Annotated in this window: 20 protein-coding genes and 5 tRNA genes; 4 read left to right on the top strand and 21 right to left on the bottom strand. The window is 60.6% G+C overall.

The features are described 5' to 3' along the window. Positions 1–6: 6 nt before the first annotated feature. The 9 genes from CSV91_RS07755 to rpsF all read right to left on the bottom strand — a co-directional run bounded on the left by CSV91_RS07755 (position 7) and on the right by rpsF (position 8,788). The gene (locus CSV91_RS07755) at positions 7–1,779 is read right to left on the bottom strand and encodes an ABC transporter ATP-binding protein (RefSeq protein ID WP_099432418.1); all 1,773 of its coding nucleotides are present in this window, start codon (positions 1,777–1,779) and stop codon (positions 7–9) included. A gap of 184 nt (positions 1,780–1,963) precedes the next feature. After that, positions 1,964–2,659: an NUDIX domain-containing protein gene (locus CSV91_RS07750; RefSeq protein ID WP_172622467.1), complete on the bottom strand. Its 696-nt coding sequence runs from the start codon at positions 2,657–2,659 to the stop codon at positions 1,964–1,966. Between the two features lie 21 nt (positions 2,660–2,680). After that, positions 2,681–3,985: a phosphoribosylamine--glycine ligase gene (purD, locus tag CSV91_RS07745; RefSeq protein WP_099432417.1), complete on the bottom strand. Its 1,305-nt coding sequence runs from the start codon at positions 3,983–3,985 to the stop codon at positions 2,681–2,683. A 118-nt stretch (positions 3,986–4,103) separates the two neighbouring features. After that, positions 4,104–5,390 (bottom strand): adenylosuccinate synthase, encoded by a 1,287-nt coding sequence (locus CSV91_RS07740; RefSeq protein ID WP_099432416.1) that lies wholly within the window; start codon positions 5,388–5,390, stop codon positions 4,104–4,106. 93 nt (positions 5,391–5,483) lie between these two features. Then, positions 5,484–6,881, bottom strand: coding sequence for a replicative DNA helicase (dnaB, locus tag CSV91_RS07735; protein WP_099432827.1), 1,398 nt, complete (start codon positions 6,879–6,881; stop codon positions 5,484–5,486). A gap of 218 nt (positions 6,882–7,099) precedes the next feature. After that, positions 7,100–7,639 (bottom strand): 50S ribosomal protein L9, encoded by a 540-nt coding sequence (rplI, locus tag CSV91_RS07730; RefSeq protein ID WP_022094073.1) that lies wholly within the window; start codon positions 7,637–7,639, stop codon positions 7,100–7,102. 15 nt (positions 7,640–7,654) lie between these two features. Beyond that, positions 7,655–7,921: a 30S ribosomal protein S18 gene (rpsR, locus tag CSV91_RS07725; RefSeq protein ID WP_006235829.1), complete on the bottom strand. Its 267-nt coding sequence runs from the start codon at positions 7,919–7,921 to the stop codon at positions 7,655–7,657. A gap of 72 nt (positions 7,922–7,993) precedes the next feature. Beyond that, positions 7,994–8,446 (bottom strand): single-stranded DNA-binding protein, encoded by a 453-nt coding sequence (locus tag CSV91_RS07720; RefSeq protein WP_006235830.1) that lies wholly within the window; start codon positions 8,444–8,446, stop codon positions 7,994–7,996. Between the two features lie 48 nt (positions 8,447–8,494). Continuing rightward, positions 8,495–8,788, bottom strand: coding sequence for a 30S ribosomal protein S6 (gene rpsF / locus CSV91_RS07715; RefSeq protein ID WP_006235831.1), 294 nt, complete (start codon positions 8,786–8,788; stop codon positions 8,495–8,497). Positions 8,789–9,292: 504 nt separating this feature from the next. Between rpsF and CSV91_RS07710 the strand changes: the two genes are divergently transcribed. The 4 genes from CSV91_RS07710 (at position 9,293) to CSV91_RS07695 (ending at position 11,833) form a co-directional block, all read left to right on the top strand. Next, a tRNA-Ser gene (locus tag CSV91_RS07710) sits at positions 9,293–9,383 on the top strand. Positions 9,384–9,431: 48 nt separating this feature from the next. Continuing rightward, positions 9,432–9,522: transfer RNA gene (locus CSV91_RS07705), tRNA-Ser, on the top strand. 369 nt (positions 9,523–9,891) lie between these two features. Then, positions 9,892–10,581 (top strand): trimeric intracellular cation channel family protein, encoded by a 690-nt coding sequence (locus CSV91_RS07700; RefSeq protein ID WP_229057814.1) that lies wholly within the window; start codon positions 9,892–9,894, stop codon positions 10,579–10,581. Between the two features lie 106 nt (positions 10,582–10,687). Further along, positions 10,688–11,833, top strand: a complete 1,146-nt coding sequence (locus CSV91_RS07695; RefSeq protein WP_099432415.1) for a bactofilin family protein — start codon at positions 10,688–10,690, stop codon at positions 11,831–11,833. 128 nt (positions 11,834–11,961) lie between these two features. Here the strand turns inward: CSV91_RS07695 and typA are convergent, their stop codons facing one another. The 12 genes from typA to dnaN form a co-directional block, all read right to left on the bottom strand. Further along, positions 11,962–13,800 carry a translational GTPase TypA gene (gene typA, locus CSV91_RS07690; protein ID WP_006235837.1) on the bottom strand — a complete coding sequence of 613 codons (1,839 nt, stop codon included), beginning with the start codon at positions 13,798–13,800 and terminating at the stop codon, positions 11,962–11,964. 117 nt (positions 13,801–13,917) lie between these two features. Beyond that, the gene (locus CSV91_RS07685; RefSeq protein ID WP_089572580.1) at positions 13,918–14,367 is read right to left on the bottom strand and encodes a hypothetical protein; all 450 of its coding nucleotides are present in this window, start codon (positions 14,365–14,367) and stop codon (positions 13,918–13,920) included. 30 nt (positions 14,368–14,397) lie between these two features. After that, on the bottom strand, positions 14,398–14,754 hold the full coding sequence (locus CSV91_RS07680; RefSeq protein ID WP_117735835.1) for a hypothetical protein: 357 nt from the start codon (positions 14,752–14,754) through the stop codon (positions 14,398–14,400). Between the two features lie 33 nt (positions 14,755–14,787). Next, a complete protein-coding gene (locus tag CSV91_RS07675; protein ID WP_099432413.1) occupies positions 14,788–15,288 on the bottom strand; it encodes a bifunctional nuclease family protein in 501 nt (166 codons plus the stop codon). A gap of 185 nt (positions 15,289–15,473) precedes the next feature. Then, a tRNA-Ile gene (locus tag CSV91_RS07670) sits at positions 15,474–15,550 on the bottom strand. Positions 15,551–15,554: 4 nt separating this feature from the next. Continuing rightward, positions 15,555–15,630: transfer RNA gene (locus tag CSV91_RS07665), tRNA-Ala, on the bottom strand. Between the two features lie 67 nt (positions 15,631–15,697). Then, positions 15,698–15,774 (bottom strand) — tRNA-Ile (locus CSV91_RS07660). A gap of 295 nt (positions 15,775–16,069) precedes the next feature. Next, a complete protein-coding gene (gene gyrA, locus CSV91_RS07655; RefSeq protein WP_172622503.1) occupies positions 16,070–18,775 on the bottom strand; it encodes a DNA gyrase subunit A in 2,706 nt (901 codons plus the stop codon). Between the two features lie 41 nt (positions 18,776–18,816). After that, positions 18,817–20,847, bottom strand: a complete 2,031-nt coding sequence (gene gyrB / locus CSV91_RS07650) for a DNA topoisomerase (ATP-hydrolyzing) subunit B (protein ID WP_099432412.1) — start codon at positions 20,845–20,847, stop codon at positions 18,817–18,819. 105 nt (positions 20,848–20,952) lie between these two features. Next, entirely contained in the window at positions 20,953–21,516 is a 564-nt protein-coding gene (locus tag CSV91_RS07645; RefSeq protein WP_099432411.1) for a DciA family protein, read from the bottom strand. Beyond that, positions 21,503–22,609, bottom strand: coding sequence for a DNA replication/repair protein RecF (gene recF, locus CSV91_RS07640; RefSeq protein WP_099432410.1), 1,107 nt, complete (start codon positions 22,607–22,609; stop codon positions 21,503–21,505). Before recF ends, CSV91_RS07645 begins: the two co-directional genes overlap by 14 nt. A gap of 9 nt (positions 22,610–22,618) precedes the next feature. Beyond that, positions 22,619–23,722 carry a DNA polymerase III subunit beta gene (dnaN, locus tag CSV91_RS07635; RefSeq protein ID WP_099432409.1) on the bottom strand — a complete coding sequence of 368 codons (1,104 nt, stop codon included), beginning with the start codon at positions 23,720–23,722 and terminating at the stop codon, positions 22,619–22,621. Positions 23,723–23,873 lie beyond the last annotated feature (151 nt).

The following is a 23,873-nucleotide window of genomic DNA, read 5'->3' as shown; positions in this document are numbered from 1 at the left end:
TATCAATCAGTCGAGCTCGTGCGCACGCGCACCTTCGAACTGCATTCGATAGTAACGGGCATAGGTGCCGCCACGGGCGAGAAGCTCCTCGTGCGTGCCACGCTCCACAACGCGACCATGCTCAACGGTCGCAATCTCGTCGGCATGCTTAATGGTCGAAAGACGGTGGGCGATGATGATCGTGGTGCGGCCGCGTGCCAGCTCTTCGAGCGACTCCTGCACCGCCTCCTCGCTCTCGTTATCCAAAGCACTCGTCGCCTCGTCCAAAATCAGGATCTTGGGGTTCTTGAGAAACACACGCGCGATGGCAACGCGCTGCTTCTGTCCGCCCGAAAGACGGCTGCCGCGCTCGCCCACGACCGTGTCATAGCCCTGTGGAAGCGACTCGATAAAGGCATCGATGTTGGCGCGACGGGCGGCCTCGGCGATCTCTTCCGCCGTAGCGCCCGGCTTGCCATAGGCGATGTTCTCGCCAATCGTACCGTCAAACAGATAGACATCCTGCTGCACCAGGCCGATGGCACGGCGCAGGCTCTGCTGCGTCACATCGCGCACGTCTTGGCCGTCAATGCTAATGGATCCGGCAGCCACGTCATAAAAGCGCGGCAGCAGCGAACAGGTCGTGGACTTGCCACCGCCCGAAGGGCCAACCAAAGCGATGGTCTGCCCGGGCTTGATGGACAGGTCCATATGGTCGATAACGGGACGCTCATCGGCATCGCCCTCGCCCAGCTCAACATCCTCGTAGTTAAAGCACACGTCGTGATACTCCACGGCGCCGGCAGTCACCTGCAGATCCGTGGCGCCCGGCTTGTCCTGGATATCCGGCGCGGTCGAGAGCACCTCGTCCATACGCTTAAAGCCGGCGATAGCCTTCTGATACGTTTCGGCCGAATTGACGAGCGTCTCAAGCGGCGTGCAGAACAGCGAAATATAGAGTGCAAAGGTCGCCATATCGACCGCCTGCAGCTGTCCCTGGGCGACCAGCCAGCCGCCCAGCAGCACCACGATCACATAGAGCACACCCGAGAGCAGGCCATACGTCGCAGTATAGACGCCCATGGCGTGATACATGTTCTCCTTGGACGAAAGGTAGCGGTCGTTAGAGGCACGGAACTTGGCACGCTCGGTCTCCTCATTGGCAAAGCTCTTGACCACGCGCATGCCCGCCAGCGAATCCTGCAGCTGTGCATTGATGCCGCTGATTTTTTTGCGATTGTCGCTAAAGACCTCGCGCATGCGCATGTTCTGCCAAAACATGATGACCGAAAACGCTGCTGTCACCGCAGCCATGGCAAGCGCCAGCACCGGGGCGATGGTAAAGAGAATCACAAACGAGCCGATAATCTCGATGCCGCAGATGATGATCCACTCGGGCACGTGATGCGCCGCCTCGCAGATATCGAACAGGTCGTTGACCACGCGGCTCATCATGTCGCCCGAGCTGTTACGGTCGAAGTACGCAAAGCTAAAGCGCTCGTACTGGTCAAACAGGTCCTCGCGCATCTTGGACTCCATGCGCGCGCCCATCACGTGGCCCCAGTAGCTCACAAAGTAGCGACAGGCGCAACGGATGACATACATCAGCACCAAACCCACCGCGATCATACCGAGCGCCTGCATGATGGCAGCCTGACCCTGGGTAAACAGCCCACCGGTCAAATTGCGCAGAATAATAGGAAACGCAAGGTCAATGGCGGCAAGCACCAGAGCACAAACAGTATCAGCAACAAAAAGCCCCATCTGGGGCCTGTAGTAAGAAAGAAACCTCTTCAGCATAATCACCTTACGCGGTTTTACCAAACCGCGTTTCGTCTCGACGCTGTAAGTGCTCCATTTGGACAACCTGGCCTTCAATCGTCGGTCGCGTATATCCATACGCTTCCCTCCTCTTTTGGGCCACCTTGTCCCAAATGGAGCACTTTCGCTGACTTACACAAACCTGCGGGATCATCCCCGCTCGTTAAAGCTCCGCACCCCCAAGGCGATGCGCGATGCTATCGCAGGCCAAGGCGCCTACGACGGTCTTGGCGTCTTCGATCTTGCCGTCGAGCACGGCGTCGATCAGCTCGTGCAGTGGCACCAAGTCAACGTTGACGAATTCGTCATCATCGGGGTTGGGCGCATCAAACTCGAGCTTGGTAGCCAAGTAGATGTGAATGATCTCGTCGCAAAAACCGCAGGACGTGACAATCGACGTCAAAAAGCGAATGCGACCAGCCCTAAAGCCCGTCTCCTCATGCAGCTCGCGCTTGGCGCAATCGAGCGGGTCCTCGCCTGGATCGAGCTTGCCGGCGGGAATCTCGACCGTCACGCGGTCGATGGCGGTGCGGTACTGACGCACCAGTACGATCTTGCCGCTCTCGGTCAGTGCCACAACGGCCGCCGCACCCGGATGGCGAACAATATCGCGGGCGCTGCGGCGACCGTTGGGCAGCTCAACCTCAAGACGGTGGACGTCGAGGATCTTGCCCTTCCAGGCGCACTCCTCCGAAAGAATCTTCTCGTGCAGCTCGGCATCGTGCGGGTCGTCGTCGCCCAGCACCAGCGCCGGCTCGTCAGCGACCTCGCCACCAGGCTCGCCCTCGGCGTGCCCATACATGCGGCTGTCCTCTTCGACGATCTGCGCATCCACGAGCTCTTCGTTCTTCTCGTCCATCCGTCTCATTCCTCTCGGATTTTAGGCATCCCAGGCGTCGCGGCCGCGCAGCGCACGCAGGCCAATGTCGTGGCGCAGGGTCTTACCCTCAAAATCAATCTTCTCGCAGGCCTCGTAGGCAAGGTTGCGAGCGCTCTCGAACGTGTCGCCCAGAGCGGTCACGGCAAGCACGCGGCCACCATTGGTCACGAGCTGGCCGTCCACCACGGCAGTGCCCGCGTGGTACACGGTCACGTTCTCCATGGCCTCGGCATCGGCGATACCGGTGATGACCTTGCCCTTCTCGTAGCTGCCGGGATAGCCCGCACTCGTCAGGACAACGGCCACGGCCCACTCGTCACGCCAGTCAAGCTCAATCTGATCGAGCTCGCAGTTGGCGCAGGCGAGCATGACCTCGACCAGGTCGTTCTTAAGGCGCGGCAGCACGACCTGCGTCTCGGGGTCGCCAAAGCGGGCATTGAACTCCAGCACCTTGGGGCCGGCGGGCGTGAGCATAAAGCCGCCGTACAGGCAGCCGCGGTAGTCGATGCCCTCGGCAGCGAGCTCGGCAACGGTCTGCTCCATGACCTTCACCATGGTGGCGTGCTCCTCGTCGGTCACGATGGGCACCGGGCTGTAGACGCCCATGCCGCCGGTGTTGGGGCCCTTGTCGCCCTCGAGGGCGCGCTTGTGGTCCTGCGAGGTGGCCATGGGGCGCACGGTCTTGCCGTCGGTAAAGGCCAAAAGCGAGCACTCGGGGCCGGTCAGCATCTCCTCGATAACCACGGTGTTGCCGGCATCGCCAAAGGTGCCGCCAAAGCACTCGCGCACGGCCTCCTCGGCCTGCTCAAGTTCGGTCGCCACGATAACGCCCTTGCCCGCGGCAAGGCCGTCGGCCTTCACGACCAGCGGGGCGCCCTGCTCGCGCACATAGGCGAGAGCCGAAGCCTCGTCGGTAAATGAACCATAGGCTGCCGTCGGAATGCCCGCACGCTCCATGAGCTGCTTGGAGAACAGCTTGGAGCCCTCCATCTGGGCGCCCTCGGCACCCGGGCCAAAGCAGGGAATACCCGCCGCGCGCACGGCGTCGGCCACGCCCGCCACGAGCGGAGCCTCGGGGCCAATTACCACGAGTCCGCATCCGTGGCTCTGTGCAAACGCCGCCACGGCCGCAGGATCGCAGTCGTCGAGAACAACGTTCTCGCCACAGCTCGCGGTGCCGCCGTTGCCCGGCGCGATGTAGAGCTTGCCGGCGCGCGGTGATGCTGCGAGCTTAGCTGCCAAAGCATGCTCACGGCCGCCGCTGCCCAACAACAGGATGTCGATGGTTTGAGTGTCCGCCTTCAAGGGTGCCTCCTCTATGGATGAATGGCCCGCTCCGCGCGAGCCCTTTGCAAGCAAATATACCCCTCGGCCGCCCGTCCGGGCTGCAAAGGGGTATATCGCAATAACCAAATAGTCCCGATTACTTCCAGAATCGGTTGATGACCTGCTCGCGACCAGCGCCAACGCCAATAAACGTCACGCGGGTGTGTGCCAGATCCTCGATAAACGCCACGTAGTCCTGAGCCTCCTGCGGCAGCTCATCAAAGCTGCGGCAACCGGTAATGTCGCACTTCCAGCCGGGGAGTTCCTCGTAGATGGGCTTGGCATGCTCAAAGCGCACCTGATGCTCGGGCACGCTGGTGTAGCGCTCGCCATCGACGTCGTAGGCCACGCACACCTTGATGGTGTCGAAAGCCGAAAGCACGTCGAGCTTGGTCAGGGCGATATCGGTGAGGCCGTTGACGCGCGAGGCGTAGTTGGCGATGGGGCCGTCGAACCAGCCGCAGCGACGACGGCGACCGGTGGTCACGCCGTACTCATAACCCTCCTCGGTCAGCGTGTGGCCGGCCTCGGACTCATAGGAAAGCTCGGTGGGCATGGGGCCCGAACCGACGCGGGTGATATAGGCCTTCATGACGCCCAGCACGCGGTCGACATTCTTCATGCCCACGCCGGAGCCGGTGATGGCGCCGCCGGCGGTGCAGTTGGAAGACGTCACGTACGGATAGGTGCCGTGGTCGATGTCGAGCAGCGTCGCCTGGGCGCCCTCAAACAGCAGGTCCTTACCCTCGTCGATCATGTTGTTGAGCAGCAGGCTCGTCTCGGTGATGTAGGGGCGCAGGCGCTCGGCCATCGGCAGGTACTCGTCGCAAATCTGGTCCACGGTGTAGGTGGGCAGGTTGTAGATGAGCTCGAGCTCAGGGTTCACGCGGGCGAGAGCGGTCTCCAGCTTGTCGCGGAACAGTGCCTCGTCCAGCATGTCCTGCATGCGCAGACCAATGCGGGCCATCTTGTCCTGATAGCACGGACCGATACCGCGCTTGGTGGTACCGATGTTCTTCTTGCCGAGCTTCTGCTCAAAGGCGCCATCCAGATCGATGTGGTACGGCATGATGGCATGCGCATTGCCGCTAATCTTGAGGTTCTTGGTGGTGATGCCGTCGGCCTCGAACATGTCGATCTCCTCAAGGACAACCTTGGGGTTGACGACGCAGCCGTTACCGATCACCGACACGTGGTCGGAATACATGATGCCGGAGGGCACCTGGTGCAGGCCGTACTTCTTGCCGTTGACGACGATGGTGTGACCGGCGTTGTTGCCGCCCGAGTAGCGCACGACGGCATCGAAGTCGCCGGCGACCAGGTCGCAAATCTTACCCTTGCCCTCATCGCCCCACTGGGCACCGACCAAAACGGTTGACGGCATGTTTACTCCTTACATTCATGGACTGTCTACGCGCCACGCCGGCACGCAGAAGCACAAAACATTCCCAGTATACCCGTGCAACGGGCGCCTGTCCTACTCCTCGGCATGTGCCCCATCAAGCTCATAGAACTTGGTGGATGCCGGCAGGAACATCAGGTCGACGTCGCCGATCGGGCCCGAACGGTTCTTGGCCACGACGATACGCGTAACGCCCTCGTCGGGTCGATCCTCGCGCGAGGCTTCGGCCTCGTCGGCGGAGCGGTCCAAGAACATAACGATATCGGCGTCCTGCTCGATGGAGCCCGATTCACGAAGGTCGGAAAGCTGCGGGCGCTTGCCGGTACGGGATTCGACCTGACGCGAGAGCTGCGACAGCGCGATGAGCGGGATCTTGAGCTCCTTGGCCATGATCTTCAGACCACGCGACATCTCGGAGACCTCGACGGTACGGCTCTCGGAGCGGCGTCCCGGCGGAGGACTCACCAGCTGCAGGTAGTCCAGGATGATGATGGCCTTCTCCTTGTTGTGGAGCATGCGGCGGCTCTTGGCGCGAATCTCGGTCACTGTGGTGCCGGGCGTATCGTCAATCAGAATATCGAGCTTAGACAAGGTCTGCGTGGCCTCGTTGATATTGGCCCATTGCTCGGGGCTAATGCGGCCCATGCGGAAGTCACTGATCGAGATCATGGCGTAGGCGCAAATCAGACGCTGGGCAATTTCCTTGCCCGACATCTCCAGAGAGAAGAAGCCGACGGTATAACCGGCAGCGGCAGCGTTGAGCGCCAGATTCAGGGCGAACGACGTCTTACCAACAGCAGGGCGGGCGCCGATGATGATGAGCTGACCCTCGCGAAAACCCATGAGCATGCGGTCGAGCGACGGGAAACCCGTGGGCACGCCCGCGGCCTGTCCACCGGCCTGGCACACTTCCTCGGCCTCGTTATAGGCTTCGACCATAAACTCGGTCAGCGTCTTGTAGCTCGACTTGACCTCGCGCGCCGTGACCTTGAGCAACTTGCTCTCGGCCAGCTCCACGACCTCTTTGGTATCGGTGGGAGCGTTATAGGCCAGCGCGTTGATCTCGTTGGTGGCGCCGATCAGCTCACGCAGCATCGAATCGCGGCGAACGATAGCGGCATGGTGCTGCCAGTTGACGAGCGACAGGGTCTGACCCATCAACTCCAAAATGTAGGCCTCGCCGCCCACGGCATCGAGCTTGTTGATGCTTCGCAGGTAATCGATCAGCGAGATGGAGTCGATGGGAATGCGGCTGTTGTACATATCGACCATCGCGGTATAGATGGTCTTATGAATGGGCCGGTAGAAGTCATCGGGCTGCAGCTCGACCTGGGCCTCTTCGACCACCTCGGGCGATAGCAGCATAGCGGCCAGTACATTGGCCTCTGCATCTTGGTTTTGGGGAAGACCCAACTTGGAGCCGCGGTCCTCAACCGTCAGCCCGGTCTCCCTATCGTCATATGCCATGAGCATCCTCATTCATATCGCTTGCGAGCATCCATAGTATCAGCCACGGTCCCCAAACGCGCCGCGCGCCGCCAATCATCACCGAACCAAACGGATGAACGGTCCTGTATATAGGACTTCGACGCAACGTTCACCATGACACTCACTCAGCGCAAAAAACAAAAGGGCGCCCTGGTTTCCCAGAGCGCCCTTCTTAGAACAAGATTGTTGCGTTGCAGCAAATGCTACTCGGCAGCAGCCTCAGTCTCGACCTCGGCGGTCTCGGCCTCGGCGACCTCAGCGGCCTCCTCGACCTCAGCCTCGGCAGCGAGCTCCTCGGCGGTAACGCCGACGAGAACGACAACCTCGGCCTTGATCTCGCGGTACAGCGAGATGGCAACGGTGTGGGCACCGGCAACCTTGATGGGCTTACCGAGCTCGACGCGCTTGCGGTCGATGTCCATACCGAGCTGAGCCTTGATGGCGTCAGCGATCATAGCGGCGGTAACGGAGCCAAAGAGGATGCCCTCGTCGCCGACCTTGACGTCAACGGTGACCGTCTTGCCCTCGAAGGCAGCCTTGGTCTCGTTGGCGGTAGCCAGACGGACGGCCTCGCGCTTGGCGATGTTGTTGCGACGCTCGTCAAGCTGCTTGAGGTTGCCCTTGGTGGCGGCAACAGCGAGCTTCTTGGGGAACAGGAAGTTCTCAGCGTAACCCTGAGCGACCTCTACGACGTCACCCTCGCCGCCCTTGCCCTTGATCTCATCGAGAAGAATAACCTTCATGATGCGTCTCCCTTCTTAGCCGCGGTCGCGGTTGCCACGAGAGGAAACCACGGGGACGGTGTACGGCAGGAGAGCCATCTCGCGGGCGCGCTTGATGGCGTTGGCGATGTCATGCTGATGCTGCGTGCAAGCGCCAGTGACGCGACGGGGCTTGATCTTGCCACGGTCGGTCATGTACTTACGGAGAAGCTGAGTGTCCTTATAGTCGATGAACTCAGTGTTCTCCTTGCAGAACTGGCAGTACTTACGACGCGGCTGACGTGCAGAAAAATCATTAGCCATGTCAAAATACCTTTCATTTGGCAACTTCGGCGAACCGAAGCCGCCTCTCACTCAAAAATAGGTGAACAACCCTTAGAACGGGATGTCCTCATCGTAGACGTCGACCGCGGGCGGCGTAGCCACCGGTGCGGCAGGACGTGCTGCGGGCGCGGGAGCTGCGGGGGCGTAACCGCCCTGATCGTAGCCACCCTGGCCACCACGGGAGCTCATAAACTCGATCTCATCGACGATGACCTCGAGCTTGCTCCTGCGCTGGCCGTCGCGCTCCCAAGAGCTGTAGCGCAGCTTGCCCTCGATCGCGACCTTGTTTCCCTTTGCCAGGAAACGGCTCACGGCCTCGGCGCGGGTGCCGAACATGGTGCAGTCGACAAAGTTGGGATAGTCCTCCCACTCGCCAGTCTGCGCGTTGCGGCGACGATCGTTCACGGCGACGCCAAAGGACAGAACCTGGGTTCCGCCGGCGGTGGCGCGCAGCTCGGGATCGCGGGTGAGGTTACCGGTGATGTTCACTCGATTGATGCTCATAACTCACTACTTCCTCTTGGGGCACAAGCCCAGTCCAAAACGACAGTCTTACTCCTGGTCGTCGCGACGGACGATCATGTGGCGGACCACAGCGTCGGTGATGCGCAGGACGCGATCAAGCTCGGCGATCTGGGTAGGATCTGCGTGGAAGTTGATGAGGGTGTAGTCACCATCGGTGAGGTCGTTGATCTCGTAGGCGAGCTTGCGCTTGCCCCACTCGTCAACGGAGTCGACCTTGCCAGCGCCCTCGGCGATCGTGGTATCGATACGCTTCATAACAGCGAGACGAGTCTCGGGGTCGAGCGACGGGTCAACAAAGAACAGCAGTTCATAAGCCTTCATATTGTCACCTCCTCTGGGCAAATGTGGCTTCAGGTCGTGAAGGTGCGCCTGAAGCAGGAAAAGACTTGGTAATAATATCTTTCAACCTCCTAGGCTGCAAGAATATGCAGCTACAACCTCATGACCTCCACATATGCCCATACTCACACGACGTTTCATGCGCATTCCAACCAAATGCTGACCAAAAGCTTGACGGATCTGTTGACAAGATACGGTGCCGTGGGGACAAGCTGAGCCAAGCCGCAGGTCAACGGGCACAAGACTGTGGTCGCAAAATGCATACCAGTGGCCCACAGCACCACCCAAAGATTTTTAAATTCATTGCCAAGTCGCTTATGAATACCCTTTTTGAACAATTGAGTTGATCAACCACGCTGGTCGGAAGCCGTTTTTTGGCACCTCAAACCCCACTGCAGCGCCAAGCGCGGCCAAGCGTTTTAAAAAATGCCAACTTTTCTGTTTGCACTTTGCGATTCCTCGTGTATACTGACTTTCGCATTTAACGGAGAGTTGTCCGAGTGGCCGAAGGAGCACGATTGGAAATCGTGTAGGCGTCAAAAGCGTCTCCAGGGTTCAAATCCCTGACTCTCCGCCAGTTAATTCCAAAGCAGGCCTTCGAGCCTGCTTTGTTTTTACCCCACGCGGAGGGGTGGCAGAGTGGTTGAATGCGGCGGTCTCGAAAACCGTTTGGCCTGTATAAGGTCACGAGGGTTCGAATCCCTCCTCCTCCGCCATTTTGGTTGAGAAAGCTCCCAACAACGGGAGCTTTTTTGTTTTGAGTCCCTTACAAACAAATACGGCGAAGGAGGAGGGATTCGAACCCGCCAGGGCGCAAAGCGTAAAGAAAACGCGCCCGTGGCGCGTTTTTAGCGCAGCGCGGTCGGCGTAAGCCGACCGGATAAATTTTGAGCGCTGCTCAAAATTTAGACATCCCTCCTATTCAACCACGCCCCCATCGCGTTCAGCATCAACCCAGATCCCCAAACATGGAACCTACGCCCGCATCCAGTCCCGACCGTTTGCCGAGCAATAGGGTCGCAATCGGCGCCGAACATGTACTATGTACGGGCATTGTCCAAATCCGTAATCCAAAGGACCCCATCTTGCCCGTCGTCGCCGCTATGACCGTTACCTCACACGCCACGGATGCCATGGTCGCCATCCCGTTTTGGCTCGAAATGTTCGCCGTCGTCGCGGCTTCAATCTCGGGCGTGTTGGTCGCGCGCGAGCACAAACTCGACCTGGTGGGTGCAGTTGCGCTCGCCGTGGTCTGTGGCTTGGGCGGCGGTCTTTTACGCGACATGACGCTGCAGGTGGGCAACGTCTACATCCTCAACCAGCCAATGGCGCTGCCGCTTTCCATTGCCACGGCAGCCATCATCTATATTTTCCCGGCAATCGTCGACAAACCCGAAAAACTCATTCCCCTGCTCGACATCATCTCGGTCGGTATCTACGCCGCCACTGGAGCAGACAAGGCGCTGGTCTACGGCTTTGCGCCGGCGGTGTGCATCATGATGGGCTTTTTCACCGCGGTGGGCGGCGGCATGCTGCGCGACGGCTTTATGGGCGTGGTTCCGGGCATTTTCCAACGTACTAACTTTTATGCCATCGCCGCCATCGCCGGATCGACAAGCTATGTGTGTCTCGTTATGAGCGGCATCATGAGCAATGTCGCCGCGCTGGTCGTATGCGTCGTCGTGACCATGGGTCTGCGCTGGCTCTCGCTGCGCTTTGACATCAAAAGCCCCACCGAGGAAGACATCGCGCGCTTCTTGCACCGCAAAAAGTAAACAGCACGGCACGACCCTTCGAAATGCAACCGAGAGGTTCTTTTAGAGCGCCCACGCGTTGGGTACCCTGTTAGGTGTATGTCGAGCATCTGACGAAGGATTCACTATGCCCTGTAATCAATTCCCGTCGACCCAGCGCCGTAAAGCGTGGGTCCGCATCACGATCCTATTCGCGCTCGTCGCCCTAGCGGTCACCGCACTTCCCACGGCGTCGTTTGCCGGCACAGACACCGCAGGCAACGTACTTGCGACCGACAATGACGCCAATTCGTCCGGCGTCGAAGGTGACCTGTACTGGGCAGGTCAGGCCCTCAACTTGGACGATGCGCCCATCGGCCGCGACATAATTGCAGCAGGCGAGAGCCTCTCCATCCGCGACTGCACGGTGGGCGGCGCCGTCCGCTTGGCGGCGCGCACCATCGACATTGCCAAGACTACGGTTGATGGCAGCGTGACCGTTGCCGGCCAGCATGTCGTGCTCAATTCCGACAGCACCGCCAACTGTTTCTATGCGATAGGCGAGACGGTTGCCCTGCGCGGCTCTACCAAGTCGGCAGCGCTTGCGGGCGATACGGTGACTATCGATGGCACCGTCGAGGGCGATGTCGAGGTTTGGGCCGATAAGCTCATCCTGGGCAAGAACGCCCACATCACCGGCACCGTGAACGCCCATGTTTCCGAGGACCCCGAGCGCGCCGCGGGAGCCGAGGTCGGCGCGCTCAAGATCGACCGCACCGAGAACGAGGATACTTCCACCGTTAACGATGTCATCGGCGGTATCGTCGCCGCGGCACTCTCGACCTGCTTTGTCGCTCTACTGCTCGAGCTCGTCTTTCCGCGCGCGACTGCCAGCGCCGCCGGTATGCTCCACCAGCGCCCCATGCCCCTGTGGGTGAGCGGTCTTCTGGGCACGGTCGCTATCGTCCCCGCCGTCCTACTGCTAATTATCTCTATCGCTGGTCTGTCGCTTGCCGGAGCCCTCATGTGCGGTGTTATTGGCATCGCGCTGGTATCGAGTGCCTTTGCAGGGTGCGCAATCGCGCGCATGGTCGGACACAGCCAGAACCGCTACGCCATGGCAGCCGTTGGTGGCGTAATCGCAGGCGCCCTCACGGGGCTTCCCCTCGTAGGCAGCTTCATCAGCGGCGTGGCCTTTGTCTTTATGCTCGGCTACGTTATCCAGATCATCTGGCGCAACGCCCACCTCAAGCCGCAGCAGCCGGCTAACACGCCAGAACTCCCCACCGCTTAGCCGCCAACCACCATAAAGGGGACAGGCACCTTTATGGTGGTGCAAAGCAACCTGTCCCCTTGCACCAAAAAGGGCGTCGACCATTGCGGTCGACGCCCTTTCTTGTTAGTCGCTATAAAGCTCAGCGCTTATTTGTTGACCTGGCCGGCGCGGACGGCAGCCTTCTTGCGGTCGGTGGCGTTGAGCAGACGCTTGCGCAGGCGAATGTTCTTGGGGGTGATCTCGACCAGCTCGTCGTCGGCGATGTACTCCAGCGCCTCCTCCAGCGAGAAGGTGCGAGGCGGCACCAGCTGGACGGAGATATCGGAGGTCGAGGAACGCTGGTTGCCCAGGTTCTTGGTGCGAGCGATGTTGACGACCATGTCGCCAGCCTTGCTACGCTCGCCCACGATCATGCCCTCGTAGCACTCGGTGCCCGGCTCAACAAACAGCTGGCCGCGCTCCTGCAGCGTACCCAGAGCGTAGGCAACGGCCTTCTCGGTGGTCATGGAGATCATGGCGCCGTTCTGACGGTTGCCGATCTCGCCGGCGTAGGGACCATACTCCAGGAAGGTGTGGTAGAACACGCCCTCGCCGTGGGTGACATTCATGATGCGGTTCTTAAGACCCATGATGCCGCGGGTCGGGATCTTAAACTCGAGGTGCGTCACGATGCCCGAGGTATCCATGCTCGTCATGATGCCGCCGGAGGTACCGAAGACCTCGACGACCTTGCCCGAGTACTCGTCCGGGCACTCGACGACGGCCTGCTCGACAGGCTCCATCTTGTTGCCGTTCTCGTCCTTCTTAAACAGAACGCGGGGACGACCGACCTGGAACTCAAAGCCCTCGCGACGCATGGACTCCATCAGAACGGACAGGTGCAGGATGCCGCGACCCGAGACCTCGACGCCGCTCTTGTCCTCGAGCTCCTCGATCTTCATGGTCACGTTGTTCTCGGCTTCGTTGAACAGGCGCTCCTTGAGCTGACGGGCGCCCACGATGTCGCCGTCGCGACCGACGAGCGGAGAGGTCGAAGCCTCAAAGACGATGGACAGAGTCGGCGGGTCGATCTCGATGGGCTCGAGCTCAACGGGGTTCTCGGGATCGGTGTAGACATCGCCGATATCGGTGCGGTCGATGCCCACGACGGCGGCGATGTCGCCGGCGCCGACTTCCTGGCATTCGGTGCGGCCCAGGTAGTCGAAGGTAAAGAGCTGCTTGACGGTAGCGGTGGCGCTGGAGCCGTCGTTCTTGACGACCAGAATCTGGTCGCCCTGGTGGATGGTGCCGGAGTACACGCGACCGATGCCGATGCGGCCAACGAAGTTGGAGTGGTCAATGGTCACGCACTGCATGGCCAGCGGAGCGTTCTCGTCAACCTCGGGAGCGGGCATGTCGTCGATGATCATATCGAGCAGCGGATACATGTCCATGTTGCCGTCGTTGGGGTCAAGACGGGCAAAGCCATTCATGGCGCTGGCGTAGACCACGTGCTCCATGGCGAACTCGAGCTGGTCGTCGGTGGCACCCAGGTCGGCCATAAGGTCCAGGCAGTCGTTGTAGGCCTTCTCGGGGTTGGCGCCCGGACGATCGATCTTGTTGATGACGATCATGATCTTGAGGCCGGTGTCGATAGCGTGACGCAGCACGAAGCGGGTCTGGGGCATGGGGCCCTCAAAAGCGTCAACCAGCAGCAGGGCGCCGTCGGCCATACGCAGCACGCGCTCGACCTCGCCGCCAAAGTCGGCGTGGCCCGGGGTGTCGATGACGTTGATCTTGACGTCCTTGTACTCGATAGAGATGTTCTTGGCGAGAATCGTAATGCCGCGCTCGCGCTCCTGGTCGTTAGAGTCCAGGACGCGGTCCTCGACCTGCTGGTTGGCACGGAAGGCGTCCGTGGCACGCAGGAGCTTGTCGACCATCGTCGTCTTGCCGTGGTCGACGTGGGCGATGATGGCGATGTTCCTCAGATTGTCTACGCGCATGTAGTTCCCCTATCTTCTATCCATATACAAACGGCACGCGTATGCGGCCCGCCCAGCGATACAACGCTCAGCGGGAATATTGAGCCTTTTACCGAAAACTCGTTTATTTTAGCGATTTTAGATAAGAGGGGTTTCCTCACCTGCAGGTTCAGGGTCGCTCCACATAAAACCATCGCCGGCGCCCATGCCCTCATACAGCACGTATGCCGAAAAACCGCTCTCGAGCGTGGTTTCGAAGAAGCTCACGAGTAAGGCGTCGTGATAGCCGCCGTCAATTTCGACACAACCGGTGTAGCCGATGGCATAGCGGGCGATGCGGCCCAGGCCCTCGTCCTTAAGACCCATCTTGTGCTCGGAGATAAAGTTGGTGGCCGCCTCGAGGCACGCCTCTTCGCCGTCCTCGTCGAGCGCCGCCAGATATCGGTTGGAAGCAGCGTCCTCGATCGCCACAACTACGCCCGGATTCTCGCCGGCGGCAAGGTCGTCCAAGAACGCACCAATCAGGTCACACACCATGGCGTCGAGCTCGGCGGAGACGTTACCGGCGTCCTGCATATCCTGTGCCATCTTTAGACCTTCCCATCGAGTCTGGCGTCGTTACAGTTCCTGTGCCTCGGCGGCGATCTTGGCGGCAGCGTCGCGGGCGCGCATCATATCCATCGCGCGCTTGTCGAGTACCTTGATCTGGTTGGTCAGCATTACTGCATCGACCACACCCCAGATTACCAAGCCTGTTGAAATCGAAAACCCAAGCGCACCAACTGTACCACGAAGGCGCGAGCAGATTGCCGCGACAAGGGCGGAGACGACAACCATCTTGATAAACGAGCCGCGGCGCTCGCGAAGCGTGCGGGCCTGCGTCACATAGGCAATGCGTGCCGCCTCAGAAGCCTCCGAGCGCATCTGGGCCTCGCGCGCAATGGCCGCCGCCTCAGCCGACATACCGCCGGCCATCAGCGAACACTCCGCAACTCTGCCGCCCCGCATTTAGAAGTCATCGGGGGAGAGCGTATGGACGAACTCGTCGAACTTCTCGAACTCTTGCTCGTCGTCGACTTCCTCGGCGTGGGTAGAAACAGTACCCAGGCGATTCATGATGTCGTCCTCCACAAACATGGGGGCATTGCTGCGCACGGCAAGGGCAATGGCGTCACTGGGGCGGGCGTCGATCTTGCGCTCCTCGCCATCGGCCAGTACGACGATCGTCGCGTAGAACACCGGCGGCTCGGCGCGAACGATCTCGATGCGCTCGAGTTTGGCGCCCAGGGCGTCAACGGTATCGAGCAGCAGGTCATGGGTAATCGGGCGCTCGGCGCGGCCGCTATCGATGCCGCGGCTGATGGCAGCAGCTTCAAACGAACCAGTCTGAATGGAAAGGGAACGCAGTGGCGCGGGCGAGTCCGATTTGCTGCTGCGCTCACGAAGCACGATAAGCGATGGCACGGGACCGGCGGCCATGACGATGGTCTCTATGTCGACACGAACCATGGAACACCTCCGGTACGTAGCGGTTAACACGCGGCAGCCCGCCGCATTGAATAGCTATACTACCCAAACTTTCGCACAGCACACAAAATCAAAGTAGTTAATTTGGGACGGGGCCTTTTTGACTACTTTCAGTAGGTAAGAAAAAAGCCTCGAGGCAATTGCCTCGAGGCTCTTCACGGTTTTGATGGTGGACCTGACAAGATTCGAACTTGTGACCTCCCGGTTATCAGCCGGACGCTCTAACCAACTGAGCTACAGGTCCATCATGGTGGAGGTTAGGGGGATCGAACCCCTGACCTCAGGCTTGCAAAGCCCGCGCTCTCCCAGCTGAGCTAAACCCCCACGGAGACAGTAATAAACACCCCAGCGGCGACTCGGCTCTCGCTGGGGTGTTTATTGCGAAAGAAAGTGGTGGACCTGACAAGATTCGAACTTGTGACCTCCCGGTTATCAGCCGGACGCTCTAACCAACTGAGCTACAGGTCCATCGCGCAAGGGATATATTAGACGAGTCGTTACGCGCGCGTCAACAACTTTTTTGAAAATCTTTGGGGGCGTGTCTGACGGGCGGGCGGGATGGGTTAGGTTTGCTGCTCGGACAGTCCTGCGCAAGACGAAGGCCACATTAAGTGGCCTTCTTTGCGTGCGGAACTCGCGACAAACCTAACCCATCCCGCCCGCCCGTCAGACACAGGTTCCACGATTGTCAAAAAAGCGGTCGGCGCGCAGTGCGCCGACCGCCGATATATGGGGTCTGATATTTTCTACCAGCTAGGGCCTCTTACTCGTCTAGGAGATTTTCTGGCATGTCGTTGCCGTCGCCTAGGTCGACTGGGGCCTCTTCGGTGTCGGCTGCGGCCTCGGCGCCTTCGGGCTTCTCCTTGGCGGCCGTCATGCGGGCTACGGCGCAGATGCGGTCGTTGTCGTCGACGGTCATCATCTTGACGCCCTGGGTGGCGCGGCCAGTCTGGCTAATCTCATCGGTCTTGACGCGAATGACCGTCGCGCCCTCCGTCACGATGAACAGCTCGTGCTGCGGGCCCACCGTCTTCATGGCCGCGAGGTTACCCTTACGCTCGGTCATCTGGATGGTGTAGACACCCTGGCCGCCGCGATTCTGCTCCGGGTAGTCCGCAACCGGTGTGCGCTTGCCGTAGCCGCGCTCGGTGATGACAAACAGATCGCCGTTGCCGTTAGTGACTTCCATGCCCAGAACGCTCACGCCGTCCTTCATACCGATACCGCGAACGCCGCTGGTATCGCGGCCGGTAGCGCGCACTTGCTCCTCGGAGAACATGATCGCCTTGCCCGCGGTGGTGGCTAGGATAATCTTGTCGCCCTCGCGCACGCGGCGCACGTTCAGCAGCGCGTCGTCGTCACGCAGGTTGATAGCGATCAGGCCGTCGCGACGGCTGCGGTCATATGCGCTCATCACGGTCTTCTTGACCATGCCGCTCTTGGTGGCAAACATCAGGTACTCGTCGGCAGGGAACTCGCGGCAGCTGATGACGCTCGCGATCTTCTCGCCCTCCTCGAAGGGCAGCAGGTTGACGATCGCGGTACCGCGCGCCTGGCGCGTGCCCACCGGCAGCTCGTGCACCTTCAGGCGATAGACCTTGCCCTTGCTCGAGAAGAACAGCACGTACTCGTGCGTGGACGCGATGAACATCTCGTCGATGACATCGTCCTCTTTGAGGTTGACGCCCGACACGCCCTTGCCGCCGCGTTTCTGGGCGCGGTAGGCGGCCACCGGGATGCGCTTGACATAGCCGGTGTGGGTGATGGTCACGACCATGTCCTCGTCGGCAATGAGGTCCTCGACGTCCAGGTCCTTCTCGACCTGGCTGATCTCGGTGCGACGCTTATCGCCAAATTTCTTGGAGATCTCGCGCATCTCTTCCTTAATGACGCCCAGGATCTTCTCCTCGTGCGCCAGCAGGTCCTCGTAGTAGGCGATGGCGCGGCGCAGGCCGTCCAGCTCTTCCTGAATCTTGTCGCGCTCCAGGCCGGTCAGTCGGCGCAGCTTCATCTCGAGGATGGCCGTGGTCTGCTCGGGCGTAAAGCCAAAGCGCTCGATCAGGCGGCTGCTGGCCTCGGAATCGGTCTGCGAGGAACGGATGATGCTGATGACCTCGTCGATATGGTCGAGAGCCATCAGGTAGCCTTCGAGGATATGCGCGCGGGCCTGGGCCTTCTTAAGGTCGAAGCGGGTGCGGCGGGTGACGACGTCGACCTGGTGATCGATGTAGTGCTGCAGCATCTCGCGCAGGCTCAGGCATTTGGGAACGCCGTTGACGAGCGCCAGGTTGTTGGCGCCGAAGGTCGTCTGCAGCGAGGTGTACTTATACAGGTTGTTGAGCACGACCTGCGGAATGACGCCCTTCTTGAGCTCGATGACCAGACGGATGCCCTTCTGGTTGGACTCATCGCGCATGTCCGAGATGCCCTCGATGCGCTTGTCGTTGACGAGCTGGGCGATCTTCTCCTGCAGGGTGCCCTTGTTGACCATGTAGGGAATCTCGGTAAAGACCAGGCGGTTGCGGCCGGTCTTGGTGGACTCCACATGTGCCTTGGCGCGCACGGTAATGGAGCCGCGGCCGGTCTCGTAGCTCTGCTTAATGCCGGCGCTGCCCATGATGATGGCGCCGGTGGGGAAGTCCGGACCGGGCATGATCTGCATGAGCTCGTCGACAGTGGCGTCGGGATTATCGATCAGGTAGCAGGTGGCCTCGATCGCCTCGGTGAGGTTGTGCGGGGCGATGTTGGTGGCCATGCCGACGGCGATGCCCTGGCTACCGTTGACCAGCAGGTTGGGGAAGCGTGCAGGCAGTGCCACGGGCTCGGCGAGCGATTCGTCGTAGTTGGGCTGCCAGTCGACGGTATCCTTCTGCAGGTCACGCAGCAGTTCCATGGCGGGCTTGGCCAGGCGGCTCTCGGTGTAACGCATGGCTGCCGCGCCGTCGCCGTCGATGTTGCCGAAGTTGCCGTGACCGTCGATGAGCGGCGTGCGCATAGAGAACCACTGCGCCAGGCGGACCATGGCCTCATAGACCGCGAAGTCGCCATGCGGGTGGTACTTACCGATAACTTCGCCGACCGTCCAGGCCGACTTCTTGTGTGGGCGGTTGGGGTAGATGCCACTCTCGTTCATTGCGTACAGGATGCGGCGGTGCACCGGCTTTAAGCCATCGCGCACATCCGGCAGGGCGCGCGCCGTGATGACCGACATCGAATACTCGATAAACGACTGCTTCATCTCGCGACCGAACTCCGAAATCTGGAGCTGGCCGCCATTGATATCCTCGCCGGCCGAGGCGCCGCGATCGACTTCGCCAAAGCTCTCCTCGAGCTCGCCGTCGTCGTCCTCTTCCTCGTCATCATCGGCATCGGGGTTATAGGCGTCAGGATCGCCGTCCTCGCCCTGCTCAGCACGGGCAAGCAGGCGCTTCAGATCGTCGGGCATGCCGGCATCGCCGGCCTCGCCCATACCCTCGTTATTGTTGATATCGTCTGCCACGTTACCTCCTCTTAAGCGTCAAGGAATCGTGCATCATGTGCATGCTTCTCGATGTACTCACGGCGATAGCCGACCTCGGAACCCATCAGCTCGCGCACGGCGCGGTCTGCCACCACGGCGTCCTCGATCGACACGCGCTGCAGGATACGGGTCCTGGGGTCCATCGTCGTCGAGGCAAGCTGCTTGGGGTCCATCTCGCCCAGACCCTTGTAGCGCTGGACGGTATAGCCCTTGCGCTTCTTGGTGATCTTGCCATCCTTGGCCTTGCCGTCTTCGTCGTTATCGTCGGGGTTCAGGCCCAGGCTCTGGATGGTGTCGCGCAGGATCTCGTCTTCGGGCTGGCGGCCGTTGGGATACACGTAGTGGATCTTGTTGCGCACCTTAATGCCAAAGATGGGCGGGCAGGCAACATAGACGTAGCCGGCATCGATCAGCGGACGCATGTACTTGTAGAAGAACGTCAGCAGCAGGATGCGGATATGCGCACCGTCGACGTCTGCATCGGTCATGATGATGATCTTGTGGTAGCGCGCCTTGGTGATATCGAAGTCGCCGCCGTCGCCGGCACTCGTCGTGACGCCACAGCCGATCGCGGTAATCAGCGACTGGATGGTGTCACTCGAGAACGCGCGATGGTCACCAACGCGTTCGACGTTCAGAATCTTGCCGCGCAGGGGCAGAATCGCCTGGATGTCTCGGCGACGGCCGTCCTTGGCCGAACCGCCTGCCGAGTCGCCCTCTACGATGAAGAGCTCGGTCAGCTCGGCATCGCGCACCGAGCAGTCAGCGAGCTTACCGGGCAGGGACGCCGTCTCGAGCAGGCTCTTGCGACGGGTCGCCTCGCGCGCCTTGCGGGCGGCGTTTCGCGCCTTGCAGGCCTGTTGCGCCTTCTTGACGATCTCGCGAGCGGGCTTGGGATGCTCCTCGAGGTAATCGGCGAGTCCGTCGGTCACGATCTTGAGCGTGAGCGCGCGCATATAGGAGCTACCGAGCTTGGCCTTGGTCTGGCCCTCAAACTGCGGATCGGGCAGCTTGACCGAGATAACGGCCGAAAGGCCCTCGCGCACATCGTCGCCGGTCAAGTTGGCGTCTTTTTCCTTGAGCAGGTTCTGTTTGCGCGCGTAGTCGTTGATCACGCGGGTGAGCGCGGTGCGGAAGCCCTCAAGGTGCATGCCGCCCTCGGGAGTGTAGATGTCGTTGGCAAACGACATGACGTTCTCGCCGTAGCCGCCATTCCACTGCAGGGAAACCTCGACCTCGCCCATCTTGGCCACAGGCGCGTCCGGGTCCGATTTGCCCTCGATGTAGATGGGCTCCTTAAAGGCCTCAGGGACGTCCTTGCCCTCGTTGAGGAACTTGACGAAGTCGATGATGCCACCCTCGTAGCAAAACTCCTCCACGTGGGGAGTCGCCTCGCGCTCGTCGGTCAGCACGATTTTGAGGTTCTTATTGAGGAACGCCGTCTCCTGCAGACGGTTGTGCAGCGTATCGAAATCGTAGATGCAGGTCTCGAAGATCTCGTCGTCGGGCCAGAAGGTGACGGTGGTGCCCGTCGAGTCCGAGGTGCCCACGACCTCCATCTTCTTGACGGTCTTGCCGCGCGAGAACTCCATCTCGTAGGTGTTGCCATCGCGACGAACTTGAACGACCACGCGCTTGGACAGCGCGTTGACGACGGAGATGCCCACGCCGTGCAGGCCGCCCGAGACCTTATAGGCCGAGTTATCGAACTTACCGCCGGCGTGCAAGATCGTCATGACGACCTCGAGCGTCGGGATCTTTTTAACAGGGTGCTCGTCGACGGGGATGCCGCGCCCGTTGTCGACGACCGTGATGGAGTTGTCGGCGTGGACCGTCACCTGGATCTCGGTGCAGAAACCGGCCATGGCCTCGTCGACGGAGTTGTCAACGATCTCCCACACCAGGTGATGCAGACCGCTGGCGCTCGTCGAGCCGATATACATGCCCGGGCGCTTACGAACGGCCTCGAGACCTTCGAGAATCTTAATCTCGCCGCCATCGTAATCGTTTTCGTTTGCCACACGTCCTCCTTCAGTCAAGAAAATGTGTACAGCCTTACTAGTTTATCGTAAAAAAATACCCTCGGGAACGAGGGTATTTGGCTCTACAAGGCCACCAGATGCGATTTAAGGCTCTTTTTTGCTTTGCACGCCCTTGGCCCACTCAGCACTGGCTCTCATGGCATTCTCGAGGGCCTCGCGCAGTTTTTGGTCTTCGATGGGCGCCACTTGGCACTCGATCTCGGTACGCTCGGCCTCACTTAGGTCGGCGTGCGGGGCCGGCGGTCGCTCGGTCGGCGCCGGGCGCAGGCGTTCCTTGGCGGCGGGCGGCGTGTGACCGGGCGCGGTGGTTTTGAACACCAGGCCGTCCACATGCGCACCGGCGCGCTCCATGCGCGCGCGGATGATCTCGCGCAACAGCGTCATTTCCTGCGTCCACGAGGGCGAGTCGAGATACACCAGCAGCTCATTGGACTCGGGCAGGTAGCGCAGTCCCGTCACATGCCGTCCCTCGCGCGTGCCCGAGCACACAGCGTTCCATGCGCGATAGACCGTGCGCGACTCCTCGGCGGCCTCCATCTGCGCGCGGCGCTCAGGGGTCGCAGCCGCCAAGATGCGCTGGCGCTCTGCGTTCAAAAACCCGCTGAAGGCGACCGTTTCGCTCTCGCGCTCGTAATTAGCACGTCTCACCCATGCTCACCACCTTGGCTCGATCAAGCAGGTCATCGGTAAAGTACCCCAGGTTGGTCGTAGTTATGACCGTCTGGATATCATCGCCGATCAGCCGCAGGAAAGCGCCGCGACGCTCGCCGTCGAGCTCGCTCATCACGTCGTCCAAAAGCAGCAGCGGGGCGGTGCCCAGGACATCGCGAGCCACGGCAACCTCGGCCACCTTCCAGGCCAGCACCAACGTTCGCTGCTGACCTTGGCTGGCAAATGAACGGGCGGAGCGACCCGCCACGGTGAACTCGATCTCGTCGCGGTGCGGTCCCACCAACGTCACGCCGCGGCGAATTTCCTCGTCGGCGTGCTCATCAAGGGCAGCCAGCATGCGCTCGTACGCCCAACCCTTCAGCTCTTCGCGATCCTCGACCTGGGGCAAATCCCCCAGCGTGGACGCATAGGTCACGTTGGCGGCCTCACCGGACGCCACTTGCCCGTAGGCAGTGTGCACATGACCCGCCAGCCGGTCGAGCAGGGCCAACCGGTGCACGAGCAGGGCCGAGCCCGCGCGGGCAATCGAATCGTTCCACGCGCCGAGCATCTCGCGGCAGCACCAGGTCTCCTTGAGCAAGGCGTTGCGCTGGGTTACGCAGCGCCCATAGGTGCTCGCAAGATCGGCATAGCGTGCGCTCAGCTGCATGCCAAAGTCATCGAGGGCGGCGCGGCGCACACTGGCGCCTCGCTTAACCATGTCCAGATGGTCGGGGCAAAACAGCACGCTCGGCAGAACCCCGCGCACACCGGCGGCAGAGCATCTCTTGCCGTTGCGGCTAAACGAACGCTTACCGTCCTCCGCGCTCAATCCCATATCAAGCACGCGGCCGTCGCCCTCGAGCCTCAGCTCAATCTTGCACGAGCCCACGCCGTCATGGACGAGCTCGGCTGCGGTCGGATGCCTAAACGAGGCGCCGCTCGTCAGCAGCTGCAGCGCCTCTATGAGATTGGTCTTTCCCGCCGCGTTGGGTCCCGCAAGTATCGTCACGCCCTCGTCCAGGGCAAGGCGATAACTATCGAAGCTGCGGTAGTGCGCGACGGAAAGATCGCGGGCGAACATGGTCATGGCGCAGCGCTAGATGCGGACCGGCATGACCAGGTACAGGTAGTTAATCTTGTCGTAGGACTTAAAGATGCCCGCCTGCGAGTAGCTCTTGAGCTCCAGCGTGATCTCCTTCTCCTTGGACAGGGCATTGAGGCAGCCGAAGATGTAATGGTAGTTGAAGGCGATGGTGCCCGACTCGCCCTCGGCCTCGACATCGATCGTCTCCTGCGCAAGGTCCTGGTCATTGGAAATGGAAGACAGGCCCATCTGCCCGTTCTCGACATCGATCTCGAACTTGACAGCGGGGTTGGCGCTCGCGATAACGGCCACGCGCTTGAGGGCGGCGTTAAAGGCGGCGACGTCGATCTTGACGCTCGTCACGCACGAATCGGGGATGAGCTGCTTGTAGTTGGGGTACACGCCCTCGATACGACGCGACACGTAGGTGGTGTTGCCGGCCTCGAAGACGACCTGGGTGTCGGTAGCCCCGATCATGATGGTCGCTTGGCTGGCCATGATGTTCAGCGCGTCGTTAAAGGCGTCAGCCGGAACGTTGAGCTCAAAGGAGCCCTCGAGGGTCGAGGTCTCGACCTGCGTATCGCACACGGCCAAGCGGAAGGAATCGGTCGCTACCAGGCGTACGGTGTTGTTCTCGACCTTCATGTGCACGCCGCCCAGGATGGGGCGAGCCTTGTCGGTCGAGGTGACGCGCCACACGCGGCCGACCATTTCGGACAAGACATCGGTCGGCAGCTCCACGGCACTCTCGATGGCATAGGCCGGAAACTCGGGGAAGTCATTGGCATCGAGCGTGTTCAGCCTAAAAGAGCTCTTCTCGCAACCAATCAGCACCTGGCGCTCGGACAGCTCAAAGGTGACCGGGGCATCGGGGAGGGTCTTGGTGATATTGGAGAGCATCTTACAGGGAATAACCATCTCGCCCTCTTCTTCGACATGCGCCGCGATGCGATGACGGATCGAGATGGTGTAGTTAGAGGTCTGGAATTCCAAGATGCCGTCTTGGGCCTTAACGAGCACGCCCGACAGGATGGGGAGGGTGGATGCCGAAGCGACACCCTTCATAACGACGCCGATGGCTTGTGTAAGCGAGCTCTGGCTGACGGTGAACTTCATCTTTTAATACCTTTCTATAGATATAAATATCTTAATAATAGTAATAGCACTGACGAAACTGTTGATTACTCCCAAAGACGCAGGTCAGACCCAGAAAGAGAATCGACAGCAACCTGTGTGCAACAGGGGTGGTTTTCCACGTTCAAAACCT

The organism is Collinsella aerofaciens (genome assembly GCF_002736145.1).
Taxonomy (GTDB): domain Bacteria; phylum Actinomycetota; class Coriobacteriia; order Coriobacteriales; family Coriobacteriaceae; genus Collinsella; species Collinsella aerofaciens_A.
The sequence above is the reverse complement of the archived record's forward strand: the minus strand, read 5'-3'. Positions and strand labels throughout refer to the sequence as shown.